This window comes from Streptomyces sp. Ru72 (assembly GCF_002920635.1).
Classification (GTDB): Bacteria; Actinomycetota; Actinomycetes; order Streptomycetales; family Streptomycetaceae; genus Streptomyces.
This window is the reverse complement of record NZ_PQSR01000004.1, coordinates 65,203-77,604: the sequence shown is the minus strand read 5'-3', so window position 1 is coordinate 77,604 and position 12,402 is coordinate 65,203. Positions and strand designations below refer to the sequence as shown.

General features: G+C 71.1%; 7 protein-coding genes and 4 pseudogenes. 4 read left to right on the top strand and 7 right to left on the bottom strand.

Annotated elements, in window-relative coordinates; translation table 11 throughout:
- Window positions 1-29: 29 nt before the first annotated feature.
- Window positions 30-346 (top strand): annotated as a pseudogene (locus C3488_RS41285) (LLM class flavin-dependent oxidoreductase); the annotation flags it as partial.
- A pseudogene (locus C3488_RS03280) lies at window positions 345-1,148 on the top strand (aldehyde dehydrogenase family protein); the annotation flags it as partial. The pseudogenes C3488_RS41285 and C3488_RS03280, both read left to right, overlap by 2 nt.
- A 211-nt stretch (window positions 1,149-1,359) precedes the next feature.
- On the opposite strand, the gene C3488_RS03275 reads toward C3488_RS03280, so the two are convergent.
- Together C3488_RS03275 and C3488_RS03270 are read right to left on the bottom strand one after the other, a co-directional pair.
- Window positions 1,360-1,752: a nitroreductase/quinone reductase family protein gene (locus tag C3488_RS03275; protein ID WP_103837761.1), complete on the bottom strand. Its 393-nt coding sequence runs from the start codon at window positions 1,750-1,752 to the stop codon at window positions 1,360-1,362.
- Window positions 1,753-1,857: 105 nt separating this feature from the next.
- Window positions 1,858-3,385: pseudogene (locus tag C3488_RS03270) on the bottom strand (CehA/McbA family metallohydrolase).
- 232 nt (window positions 3,386-3,617) lie between these two features.
- Here C3488_RS03270 and C3488_RS03265 point away from each other — a divergent pair.
- The gene (locus C3488_RS03265) at window positions 3,618-6,206 is read left to right on the top strand and encodes a bifunctional FO biosynthesis protein CofGH (RefSeq protein ID WP_103837760.1); all 2,589 of its coding nucleotides are present in this window, start codon (window positions 3,618-3,620) and stop codon (window positions 6,204-6,206) included.
- A gap of 43 nt (window positions 6,207-6,249) precedes the next feature.
- On the opposite strand, the gene C3488_RS03260 is transcribed toward C3488_RS03265, so the two are convergent.
- Complete coding sequence (locus tag C3488_RS03260) at window positions 6,250-6,762, bottom strand: DUF2165 domain-containing protein (protein WP_103837759.1); 513 nt, start codon at window positions 6,760-6,762, stop codon at window positions 6,250-6,252.
- 159 nt (window positions 6,763-6,921) lie between these two features.
- On the opposite strand from C3488_RS03260, the gene C3488_RS03255 reads away from it, so the two are divergent.
- A complete protein-coding gene (locus tag C3488_RS03255) occupies window positions 6,922-8,037 on the top strand; it encodes an ADP-ribosylglycohydrolase family protein (protein WP_103837758.1) in 1,116 nt (371 codons plus the stop codon).
- 68 nt (window positions 8,038-8,105) lie between these two features.
- On the opposite strand, the gene C3488_RS03250 is transcribed toward C3488_RS03255, so the two are convergent.
- The 4 genes and pseudogenes from C3488_RS03250 to C3488_RS03235 form a co-directional block, all read right to left on the bottom strand.
- Entirely contained in the window at window positions 8,106-9,656 is a 1,551-nt protein-coding gene (locus C3488_RS03250; RefSeq protein WP_103837757.1) for a sodium:solute symporter family protein, read from the bottom strand.
- A 190-nt stretch (window positions 9,657-9,846) separates the two neighbouring features.
- Window positions 9,847-10,562 (bottom strand): annotated as a pseudogene (locus C3488_RS03245) (SDR family oxidoreductase); the annotation flags it as partial.
- A 226-nt stretch (window positions 10,563-10,788) separates the two neighbouring features.
- A complete protein-coding gene (locus C3488_RS03240) occupies window positions 10,789-10,977 on the bottom strand; it encodes a DUF397 domain-containing protein (RefSeq protein WP_103837756.1) in 189 nt (62 codons plus the stop codon).
- 226 nt (window positions 10,978-11,203) lie between these two features.
- Window positions 11,204-12,061: a helix-turn-helix transcriptional regulator gene (locus C3488_RS03235; RefSeq protein ID WP_103837755.1), complete on the bottom strand. Its 858-nt coding sequence runs from the start codon at window positions 12,059-12,061 to the stop codon at window positions 11,204-11,206.
- Between the last annotated feature and the right edge of the window lie 341 nt (window positions 12,062-12,402).

Sequence of the window (12,402 nt, the reverse complement as noted above, 5' to 3'; positions counted from 1 at the left end):
CCCTGCGGTACGGACGCCTCCGGTACGGCATGCAGCTTCCCGTCCAGTCGCAGTCCACGCTCTACGCCGAGCCCTGGGAGGCCGGGGCCGGCCCGGGCGACCTCGTCGCGGTCGCCCGGGCCGCGGACGCCGCCGGGTTCACTACGTGGCCTGCTGCGACCACGTCGCCGTCCCCCGTCGGCTCGCCCCCGCCATGGGCACCGTCTGGTACGACCCGGTGGCCACGCTCGCGCACCTGGCCGCCGTCACCGAGCGCGTGCGGCTGCTCAGCTTGGGGGTGGACTTCGGGCGGCGCGGGCCCCTGCTCGACGAGGCGATCGACGCGCTGCGGGCCGCGTTCGGGCCGGGGGGAGGCGGTCGTGGACTGTCCGGACGTCGACATGGTGAGCCTCACCGGCTCGACGGCCGTGGGGCAGCGCATCGCCGAGGTGTGCGGCCGGTCCATGAAACGGCAGCTGATGGAGCTGGGCGGCAAGGGCGCGGCGCTCGTCTTCGACGACGCGGACCTGGACGCGGCGGTGGCCGGAATCGGCACCACGTTCTCCTTCTACAGCGGCCAGATCTGCACGGCGCCGACGCGGGTGCTCGCGCAACGGGGCGTGCATGACCGGCTGGTCGACCGACTGGCGGCGTACGCCCGCCACGTGAAGGTCGGTGATCCGCGTGAGCGGGACACGGTGGTGGGGCCGCTGATCTCGGCGGCGCACCGGGACCGTGTGGAGCGTTACGTCGAACTGGGCCGCAAGGAGGGCGCACGACTGGTCACCGGCGGCGAACGGCCGCCGCACGACCGCGGGTTCTACGTCGCCCCCACGCTCCTCGCGGACTGCACGCCCGACATGCGGGTGGTCCGGGAGGAGATCTTCGGCCCGGTGGTCGTGGTGCTCCCCTTCGACGACGAGGAGGAGGGCATCGACCTGGCCAACGCCTCCGACTACGGCCTGATCGACTACGTCTGGTCGCGGGACGTGGCCCGCGCCTTCCGCGTGGCGCACCGGCTGCGCGCGGGCGGCGTCGGGGTCAACACGGTCGGCCGCAACATGGAGGCGCCGTTCGGCGGCTTCAAGAAGAGCGGGGTGGGGCGTGACGTGGGCTCCTACGCCCTGCACGCGTACAGCGAGCTGCAGGCCGTCGTGTGGCCGGGTTGATCCGAACGGAAGACCCCAGTGCTGTGACCGGAAAGGTTCACCGGCTCGCGACGCCCGGCACGGCACCTCGCCGCGTTGTCGCACCGCCCGCGTACATCCGGTACGCGGGCGGTGCTCCGCCTCGCGATGCTCCCCCACTGCCTGAACGGCGTGGGGGCACCCCCAGCACCGGACGCCGCGAGCCTTCCGGCAAACCTTTCCGGAAACGCCCCTAGCCGTCCAGGTCCACCCGTACCGTGAGCAACTGCGCCCCGAGGGCCCGTACCGCCATGCTGTTCATGCGCGGCAGTTGCTTCAGGCGGGCCCGGGGGTCGTCGTCCGGGAGCAGGTGGGCCGTGCCCGTGTGCCAGCGGCCCAGGATGCGCACCCGGACGCGTGGATTCGCCTGGATGTTGCGGACGTACTGGGATTTCCCGCCGTATTCCGATACCAGCCAGAAGGAGTTCCCGACGCGGCGGCCGCCCACCGGGGTCTGGCGCGGCAGCCCGGACACGCGGCCCGTCGTCTCCAGCACCGTCTGGAGGGGCAGGCGGCGCAGCACCGGGTTCATCCGGCGCTGGAACGCCGTGACGGCACGGTACTTGCGGTCGGCGACGTCCGACATCGTCCCTCGCTCTCCTGGACGGCGGGACAGTGGTGGGCACTCCGCGCAGTCTCGCAGACCGGGGACGGGGCGCGCGGAGAACGGCCGCGCGCCCTGCGGATGCGTTCACGCCCCGCCCAGGAAGATCGGGTTGGTGAACGCGGCCAGCGCCCCCGGCACCGGGCCCGCCGCCGCCTCGTGCCGCAGCTCGGCGCGGACGTAGGCCGCGTGGGCCGGAGTCGTACGCCATTCGGCCGTGCCCGAGCCGGACACCGGGAGCGGGTCGCTCGTGAACAGCACGCCCTGGTCGGTGACGAAGCGGATCGTGCAGCGCGGTGCGCCCCGCGTCTCCAGGCGGACCGTGACCGGGGTGTCGCGGTCCACCCGCAGCCGTTCGCCGATGCCCGCGTGCTCGCCGCGGCTGCCCGAGGCGGTGAGGGCCAGGGAGACGTTCTTCGACTCGGCGACGTAGGAGCGGCCCGCGCGGAGGCCCTCCTGGACGGCCTCGCGGGTCAGGTCGTCGGCGAGGACCACCGTCTGCGGGGTGCCCACCGCGTCCGGGTCGCGGTGCGCGTCGCTGTTGCCCATCGCCGGCAGCCACCGGCCGTGGCCCTCCCGGACCGACGCCACCAGCGTGTTGTCCCACTCCGCGAGCGTCACCTCGTCGTCCGGGGTGTAGGGGCCGTTCCACACCTCCACCGCGTCCGCCTCGCCGAAGCCGAACTTCCAGCCGCAGCCGACGCAGGTGGCGTGCGGATGCGCCGGGACGACCAGGCCGCCCGCGCGGCGGATCTGCTGGGCGAAGCGGGCCCAGCGGTTGTCGCGGGCCCGGTAGCGCCAGTCGATGAACGTGCCCGGGTCGGTGCCCAGCGCCACCACGTGGCCGTTGCGGGTCGTCACCTCCTCGCCCGTCATGATCAGCAGGTCGTCGCCCGCCTGGTCGGCCCAGTGGGCGTGCGAGGCGTGCGTGTTGTGGTCGGCGCTGTTGATGAAGTCCAGGCCGGCCGCCCGGGCCAGCGCCGCGATCTCGGCGGGCGTGCGGCGGCCGTCGGAGTACCAGGAGTGCAGATGGCAGTCCCCGCGGTACCAGGCGCGGCCCCGGCCCTCGGCCCGGGATGGCGGGTACACGGGCTTCGGCGTCTCGCTCTGCGCGCCGTGGGTGAGCGTGATGGTGACCTCGTACGTCAGGCCCTGCGGCGCCACCGTGTACGGGCCCAGCACAATGTGCCAGGTGCCGGGGCGGATGCGGCCCGGGATGTAGCCGGGGGTCGCGTCGTCGGCGCGGACGAAGAAATCGCTGCGCGCGCCGCCGGACCAGCCGCGGAAGCCCTCGCCGCCCAGATCGGTGCCGCGCTCGTCGAAGATGCCGATGTCCAGGGCGTTGCCCGGGGTGCCGGCCGGGACGGACGGCCTGTCGTAGGTGTAGGCGACGTGGATCTCACGGACGCCCTCGGGGACGTCGACGGGCAGGTACACGAAGTCGGGGGAGCCGGTGGGCAGCGTGCCGCGCACCGTCCTCGTCTCCTGGTTGTCGGCCGCTTCGGCGGCGGGGCCCTCGGAGAAGCTCACGGTTCCCAAAGTAAAGCGCGGCGGCCGCACCCGTCACGGACAGTGCGCGTCTTGCCATGCCGTTGCCCAGGTCGTCCTCGCCCATGCTGCTGCTCCCGACGCGTCCGGTGACAGGGGTGTCCAGGCTGTCCAGGGATGGCGCACACCGCTGTGGTGCTCATCCGTGAACTCCGGTGCACGGGGAGCCGATCGGCAGCCAGGTGCCGGCGTAACAGCGGATGGTCACGGCAACCAGTGACACCCTGTAAGGGGAGAACCGCCCCACCGACGCACGTACGCCCTGTATGACCTGATCAACGCATACGTATGCTCGAGGGATGACGACTTCCGCGACCTCCGGAACCGGCCCCACCGAGAACTCCATGCGTCGCGCCCTCAAACGCGCCCGAGACGGTGTCGCGCTCGACGTCGCCGAAGCCGCGGTGCTGCTCCAGGCCCGCGGCGCGGACCTCGACGACCTGGCCGCGTCCGCCGCCCGGGTGCGCGACGCGGGCCTCGAGGCCGCCGGCCGGCCCGGTGTCATCACCTACTCGAAGAGCGTCTTCATCCCCCTGACGCGCCTGTGCCGCGACAAGTGTCACTACTGCACCTTCGTCACCGTGCCGGGCAAGCTGCGCCGCGCCGGGCACGGGATGTTCATGTCCCCGGACGAGGTCCTCGACATCGCCCGCAAGGGCGCGGCCCTGGGCTGCAAGGAAGCCCTGATCACCCTCGGCGACAAGCCGGAGGACCGCTGGCCCGAGGCGCGGGAGTGGCTGGACGCGCACGGCTACGACGACACGATCGCCTACGTACGGGCCATCTCGATCCGGATCCTGGAGGAGACGGGCCTGCTGCCGCACCTCAACCCCGGTGTGATGTCCTGGACCGACTTCCAGCGGCTCAAGCCGGTCGCCCCGTCGATGGGCATGATGCTGGAGACGACGGCGACGCGGCTGTGGTCGGAGCCGGGCGGCCCCCACTACGGCTCCCCCGACAAGGAACCGGCGGTCCGCCTGCGGGTGCTGGAGGACGCCGGCCGCTCCTCCGTCCCCTTCACCTCCGGTCTCCTCATCGGCATCGGCGAGACGTACGAGGAGCGCGCCGAGTCGCTGTTCGCGCTGCGGAAGGTGTCCCGCGCCTACCACGGCATCCAGGAGCTGATCATCCAGAACTTCCGCGCCAAGCCGGACACCGCGATGCGCGGGATGCCGGACGCGGAACTGGACGAGCTGGTCGCCGCGGTGGCCGTGGCCCGGCACATCATGGGCCCCTCCGCCTGTCTGCAGGCACCGCCGAACCTGGTCGACGGGGAGTACGAGCGGCTCATCGGCGCCGGCATCGACGACTGGGGCGGGGTGTCGCCGCTGACCATCGACCATGTGAACCCCGAGCGGCCCTGGCCGCAGATCGAGCGGCTGCGGGAGCGTTCCGCGGCGGCGGGCTTCGCACTGCGGGAACGCCTGTGCGTGTACCCGGAGTTCGTCCGGCGCGGGGAGCCCTGGCTGGACCCCCGCCTGCGCCCCCACGTGGCGGCGCTGGTGGACCCGGAGACCGGCCTGGCGCGTGAGGACGCCATGGTCGAGGGGCACCCCTGGCAGGAGCCCGAGGAGGTGTTCGTCGCGGCCGGCCGCACCGACCTGCACCGCACGATCGACAGCGACGGCCGTACGGGCGACCGGCGGGACGACTTCGACGAGGTGTACGGCGACTGGGAGGCGCTGCGGGAGGCGGCGGCGCCCGGTATGGCACCGCAGCGGATCGAAGCGGACGTACGTGCGGCGCTGCGCACGGCCGCCGACGACCCCACGCGGCTCACCGACGACGAGGCGCTGGCGCTGCTGCACGCGGACGGCCCGGCGCTGGACGCGCTCACCCGCATCGCGGACGACGTGCGCAAGTCGGCGGTCGGCGACGACGTGACGTACATCGTCACCCGGAACATCAACTTCACGAACGTCTGCTACACCGGCTGCCGTTTCTGCGCGTTCGCGCAGCGCCGCACGGACGCGGACGCCTACACGCTCTCCCTCGAGCAGGTCGCGGACCGCGCCCAGCAGGCATGGGACGTGGGCGCGGTCGAGGTGTGCATGCAGGGCGGCATCCACCCGGACCTGCCCGGGACGGCGTACTTCGACATCGCGAAGGCGGTGAAGTCCCGCGTCCCCGGCATGCACGTGCACGCCTTCTCCCCGATGGAGGTGGTCAACGGGGCGACCCGCACCGGCATGTCGATCCGCGAGTGGCTGACGGCGGCGAAGGAGGCGGGCCTCGACACGATCCCCGGCACGGCGGCGGAGATCCTGGACGACGAGGTCCGCTGGGTCCTGACGAAGGGCAAGCTGCCGACGGCGACCTGGATCGAGGTGGTCACGACGGCGCACGAACTGGGCATCCGCTCCTCGTCGACGATGATGTACGGCCATGTCGACCAGCCCCGTCACTGGCTGGGCCATCTGCGCACCCTCGCCGGTATCCAGCAGCGGACGGGCGGCTTCACGGAGTTCGTCACACTGCCCTTCATCCACACCAACGCCCCGGTGTACCTGGCGGGCATCTCCCGCCCCGGCCCGACGATGCGGGACAACCGCGCGGTCACGGCGATGGCACGCCTGCTGCTGCACCCGCACATCCCCAACATCCAGACAAGCTGGGTGAAACTGGGCACGGAGGGTGCGGCGGAGATGCTCCGCTCCGGCGCGAACGACCTGGGCGGCACCCTGATGGAGGAGACGATCTCCCGCATGGCGGGCTCCTCCTACGGCTCCTACAAGTCGATCAGGGATCTGGTCGCGGTCGCGGAGGCGGCCGGCCGTCCGGCCAGGCCGCGCACGACGGTCTACGGCGAGGTTTCGGAGGAACGGCAGCGGGCGGCGGCGGCGTCCGACGGGCATCTGCCGGAGTTGCTGCCGGTGCTGGAGAACTGAGCGCCCCGGCACGTCCCGTGCCGGGGGCCTCTCCGACGACCGCTCAGCCCTCGTCCCGAGTCGCCCCCGGCAGGTGCGTCACCAGCAGCACCACCCCGGTCAGGACGATGACCCGGACGGCCGCGTCCAGGCCGTTCCAGGTCTTGGACTGCCACATCGCGAACCACTCGCCGCCTATCGCGACGAACCCGGCGCCGAAGAGCAGCAGGAGCATCAGCAGGCCGATGTCCGAGAACCACCGGGCGCGCGGGTGGCGGCGGGCCCAAAGGCAGGTCGCGGCGATCAGGATCAACGCGGCGGCCGCCTCCCAGACGATGATCGCCACATAGGCGGCGTCCTCCCAGGCGTGCGAGGTGATGGCGCGCCACATCAGGTCGTCGTCCCTGAAGGTGGTGTCCATCGCGAGGACGTGCCGGACGAACTGCTGGTTGGTGCCGAAGTCGGTGATGTTCCCGAACGCGACGAGCGCGATGTAGAGGGCGACCGTGCCGGTGAGGAGGGTCGCGGCGAGGGGGAGCGCGGACCGGGTGTGGGGGCTTCTCGATGTTTCGGCCATGATCCAACTATGGAGACGGCTTTCGGCCGCTCACAGAGGATTTTCGGGCGGTCACGCAAGTGTGGTGTGCATGACGTTCCGCAGCCCTGAGCCGGGCGCTCCCGCTCGATTACAGTGCTGCGCGTGTGAGGTGCGTGCGGTGCGGTGAGGAGGTCTGGGGTGGTTGCGACAGCCGGTGCGCTCTGGGGGCGCACCGAGCAGCAGGACTTCCGCAGCCGGGTGCGCGGCACGCTGCTCGGTGTGGCCGTCGCCGACGCCCTGGGCGCGCCGGTCGACGGGCTCACCCTGGAGGAGATCCGGCAGGCCCACGGGCCGCAGGGGCTGACGGACCTGGCGTTCGGGCACGGCCGGCGTGGCGCGATCACGCACCACACGCAACTCACCCTGTTCTCCGTGGACGGGCTCATCCGCGCCCAGGTCCGCCGTGACACGGGCGCCTGGCACCCGCCGACCGATCTGCACCGGGCGTATCTGCGCTGGGCGGCCACCCAGCGGGACTGGGGTCCCGACGAGCGGCGCAAGGAGGACGGCTGGCTGGCCCGCGAGGAGTGGCTGTACGCCCGGCGCTCGCCGGCCCGGGCCTGTCTGCTCGGCCTCGGCGACGACACGATGGGCACGCTGGACGCGCCGAAGAACCCGGGGGATCAGGGGCCCGAAGCCGCGGTGCGCTCCGCGCCGTTCGGGCTGCTCGTCGGGTGGGAGCCGCAACTCGTGCTGCAACTGGCGATCGAGTGCGCGGCGCAGACGCACGGGCACCCCACGGCGTACCTCGCGGCGGGCGCGTACGCCGTGATCCTGCACGCGCTGGCGCGCGGGGAGGGCCCCGACGCGGGCGTGCAGCGGGCCCTGGCACTGCTCGCCCCGCGGCCGGGGCAGCAGCAGGTGGCGGACGCCTTGCAGCACGCGCTGGGGGCGGTGCGGCAGGGCATGCCGACGCCCGACCGGATCGAGGAACTGGCCGGGGACGGTACGGCGGCCGGGGTGCTGGCGGTCGCCGTCTACTGCACGGTGGTGGGGGAGGACGTCCGGCACGCGCTGTGCCTCGCCGTGAACCAGGGGGGTCCCTCGGGGGCGGCGGGAGCCCTGACCGGTGGCCTGCTGGGGGCGCTGCACGGCGAGACGGCCCTCCCGCCGGCCTGGCTGGCCGAGCTGGAGGGCCGTCCCACGATGCTGGTCCTGGCGGACGACTTCGCGATGGAGATGACGCAGGGCGCCGCGCTGCACAGCCCCACGGGGTCTGCGCCGGGGTGGCTGGAGCGGTACCCCCGGGCGTAGGCGCCGTCGCCCAGGCCACCGCCCAGGGGCTCCGGCTCAGGACCCCGTCGGCCGCGGCGTCCTGGCGCTCAGACCCCGGACGGGCTGGCGGTACCCGGAGTCGGCACCGGCACCGCCGCCCCGTCGTCGTCGGTGTTGATCTTCTCGATGATCGAGTCACGCTCGGGCGTGTCCTCCGGTTTCACCAGCCCGATCAGGACGTAAAGGACCAGCGAGATCACCATCGGCAGCGCCACCTGGTACTCCAGCTTCACGTCCGTGCGCTGGGAGAAGTCCAGGTTGTAGTTGACGAAGAAGAACGCCAGCAGACCCGCGCCCCAGCTGACGAGCGCCGCCGTCGGGCCCGACTTACGGAACGGGCGCAGCAGACCGAGGATGAACGGGATCGCGATCGGACCCATCAGGCCGGCCACCCACTTGATGACGACCGTGATGATGTCCTTGAAGGTGGGCGAGTTGACCTGCGTCGCCACCGCCATCGACAGGCCGAGGAACGCGACCGTCGTCACGCGGCCCGCGATCAGGCCCGTCCGCGTGTTCCACGAGCGCGCCGCCTTCGACAGCACCGGCACCACGTCCCGCGTGAACACGGCCGCGATCGCGTTGGCGTCGGAGGAGCACATGGCCATCGTGTGTGAGAAGAAGCCCACGACGACCAGGCCCAGCAGCCCGTGCGGCAACAGCTGTTCGGTCATCAGGCCGTACGCGTCCGAGCCGTCCGGCTTCTTCGCGGTGACCAGGAGAGGGGAGAGCCACATCGGGATGAAGAGGATGACCGGCCAGACGAACCACAGGCCCGCCGACAGCAGAGCGGACCGGGTCGCCTGCCTCGCGCTGCCCGTCGCCATGTAGCGCTGGGCCTGGTTCCACATGCCGCCGTTGTACTCGAACAGCTTGATGAACAGGTAGGAGATGAAGAAGACCGTCATGTAGGGCCCCGCGAACCCGTGCCCGTGACCGTCCAGCTTCGGCGAGTCCAGCGCCTTCGACAGACCGCCCTGCTCGGAGATCTTGTGCAGCGCGATGACGAGCATGGCCAGACCCGCCAGCAACTGGATGACGAACTGGCCCAGTTCGGTCAGCGCGTCCGCCCACAGACCGCCGATCGTGCAGTACACCGCCGTGATGCCACCGGTGATGATGATGCCCTGGGTGATCGTCACTCCGGTGAAGACGCTCAGCAGCGTGGCGATCGCCGCCCACTTCGCGCCCACGTCCACGATCTTCAGCAGGATGCCGGACCAGGCCAGCGCCTGCTGCGTGGGCACGTTGTAGCGGTCCTTCAGATACTCCAGCGGCGAGGCCACGCGCAGCCGTGAACGCAGCCGGTTCAGGCGGGGCGCGAACAGCTTGGCGCCGATCAGCACGCCGATGGCGATGGGCAGGGCCCAGGTGACGTAGGAGGTGATGCCGTAGGTGTAGGCGATGCCGGCGTACCCCGTGAACATCACCGCGCTGTAGCCGGACATGTGGTGCGAGATGCCGGACAGCCACCACGGCATCCTGCCGCCCGCGGTGAAGAAGTCGCTGACGTCGTCCACGCGTTTGTGGGACCAGACGCCGATCGCGGTCATCACGCCGAAGTACGCGACCAGGACGGCCCAGTCGAACCCGTTCATGTGCCCCTCCCTCCCTGCCGAACTGCCCGCTCATGGTGGGTTCCGGCGCATGAGCACGACAACCGGCGTACTGGTCAAGGGAAGGCAAAATCGTTCTGTTGGCTGAGAGCTGTTCATGTACATGGCCGACAAGGGCTATTACCGGCCGGGTGCGTACATGCCCGTTCAGCTCACTGCTCGAAGCCGCGGGTCATCGCATCAGCTCACCCGCGTTCACCAGCAGGGACTGGCCCGTGATCGCGCGCGCCCGGTCGGAGGCCAGGAACACCGCCGCGTCCGCCACGTCGCCGTCCGTGGCCAGGTCCGGCAGCGCCATGCGGTCGGTGAGGCGCTTTCTCACCTCCGCCTCCGGCACGCCCTCGGTGTGGGCGGTGAAACGCACGTACGCCTCGACGGGCGGCCCCCACATCCAGCCGGGCAGAACCGTGTTGACCCGGATCCGGTACGGGCCGAGTTCCCGTGCCAGCGAGTACATCGCGCTGGTCAGCGCCCCCTTCGACGCCGCGTACGCCGCCTGCCGCACCTGGGAGGGCGCGGCCACCGACGACTCTGTGTGCCGATGAAGACGACCGAGCCGCCGCACGTCCTCAGACTCGGCAGGCAGGCCCGTGTCATCCGCAGCGTCCCGAGCAGGTTCACGTCGATGACCGACTGCCAGGTGGCGAAATCCGCGTCCTGGAGGCCGCCGAAGTAGCTGTCCCAGGCCGCGACGTGGACCACCGCGTCGATCCTCCCGAACCGCTCCACCGCGAGCGCCGCGAGCGCCTCGCACTGCGTCTCGTCGGTGATGTCGGTCGCCCGGTACGCCGTGTGCGCGCCGTCCGGGTCGAGCGCGACGGCGGTCTTGGCGAGGTGCGCCTCCGTACGCGCCCCGAGCACGGCGTTGCCGCCGTCGCGCACGACGGCGACGGGACTGGACGGGGCCGTCGCGGAGAGCGGCCTGGGCAGGGTGGAGCTGGTCGCGCCGTTCATTCCCACGGTGCCGGGGACGGACCGGTACGTGGATCGGCTCCGCGGAACCGACTGACGCGCCCCGGAGGCGAACCGGGCCGCCGAAGAACGCAGCCCCCTCGGCCGGGACGGCGGGCCAGTCGAGAGGGCTCTGTCGTGGGCGTGGTGGTGCCGCTCGGCACTACTTGATCGACGCCACGAACGTGTTCCAGGCGTCGGCGGGGAAGGCCAGGACGGGCCCTTCGGTGACCTTCGAGTCGCGGACCATCAGCGCCGAAGGAAGGGGCGACTTGACCTCGACGCAGGCGCCGTTTCCGGCCGAGTACGACGACTTGGTCCACGTTGCCGTGGCCCCCTGAAGAACAGCCATGTTCACTCCGGTAGCGAGTTGCTGAGTTGCTGTGACCGCACCGCGGGCCCCTTACGGATTCCGCGATGCGAATCGCGCCAACTTGTTGACTGGTGGCGTGATCGACGCTACTCGGCAACATCCCTGTCCGGAGGGGCCGTTCACTCGACCGGGTGGCATATTCCAGCGGGGTCTTACGCCGGGATTATCCACGGGTGTAAGATCCGCCGCTCGCTGGCCCGTTGGCTCAGGAGGCGTAGCTCTTGGCCGCGTCCTCGATGAACTTGCGGGACTGCTCCACATTGAGGGCCTGTGCCCGCAGGTGCTCGTACATCACGGCGTACTTCTGCACGTCCTGCGCCTTCTCCAGGTACAGGTCGCTGGTGACGCCCTCGAGGTACACCACGCTCGAGTCGGCCGCGTCCGCGAACTCCAGGATCGCGTAGTGGCCGTTGACACCGGGATGCGCCCCCACCTCGAACGGCAGCACCTGCACGGTGACGTGTGGCAGCCGGGACATCTCCGCCAGGTGCTCCAACTGCTCCCGCATCACCATGTTGTCGCCCACGCGCCGGCGCAGCGCCGCCTCGTCCAGCACCACCCACAGGCGCAGCGGGTTGTTCTCGGCGGAGATACGTTCCTGGCGGCGCATCCGCACCTGGACGCGCTTGTCGATGTCGGCCGGCGACGTCTCGGGCAGCGCGCCCTGGATGAGCGCCTCGGCGTACGAACGGGTCTGCAGCAGGCCGGTGATGATCTGAGGCTCGTAGACGCGCAGCGACTCCGCATCGGTCTCGAGGCCGATGTAGACGCTGTAGGGGATGTCCCCGAACGCGTGCCACCAGCCCTGCTGGCGGGAGTCGCGGGCCATCTCCATCAGCGATTCGACGACACGCTGGTCCTCGACCTCGTAGACTCCGCACAGGTCCCGGACGTCACGCGGGCTGATGCTGCGGCGGCCGTTCTCCAGACGGCTGATCTTCGACTGCGACACCAGCAGCCGCTCGGCCACCTCTTCGGCGGTCATGCCCTTGAGCTCCCGGAGCCGGCGCAGTTCCTGGCCCAGCCGGCGCCGCCGGACGGTGGGATTGACATTCGACGCCACGGACGTGCACCTCCGGCTGCGTGCCTCTACTTTGCGTATCTGCTGCTGAGCAGATTGCCACCAAGGTGCTTCCTACCGCTGGGAAACCGCGGATATGCGGCGACCGCGGGCCCATTGGGCGGCTCTTGGTCCGAACTGGGGCCCACGGCACCGCGGATATCGAACAGTCCGGCGCCCCTCGTACGGAATCCCGTACGCGGTGACCCCCTTGGCAGGTGGGGGCGTACGCATGCGGCCGCGCGGGGCGGTGAGGCCGTGTCGTCGCATAAGGACGTACGGTCTTACCACCCCGCGCGGCCGGGCGGCTCCCGAACGGGTCTCGGGGACTGCTTGCGGGCGCC

Coding starts and splice junctions, on each gene's coding strand:
- C3488_RS03275 (WP_103837761.1), bottom strand. CDS start 1,752: ATGTCGGACGTCGCCGACCGCAAGTACCGTGCCGTCACGGCGTTCCAG.
- C3488_RS03265 (WP_103837760.1), top strand. CDS start 3,618: ATGACGACTTCCGCGACCTCCGGAACCGGCCCCACCGAGAACTCCATG.
- C3488_RS03260 (WP_103837759.1), bottom strand. CDS start 6,762: ATGGCCGAAACATCGAGAAGCCCCCACACCCGGTCCGCGCTCCCCCTC.
- C3488_RS03250 (WP_103837757.1), bottom strand. CDS start 9,656: ATGAACGGGTTCGACTGGGCCGTCCTGGTCGCGTACTTCGGCGTGATG.
- C3488_RS03240 (WP_103837756.1), bottom strand. CDS start 10,977: ATGGCTGTTCTTCAGGGGGCCACGGCAACGTGGACCAAGTCGTCGTAC.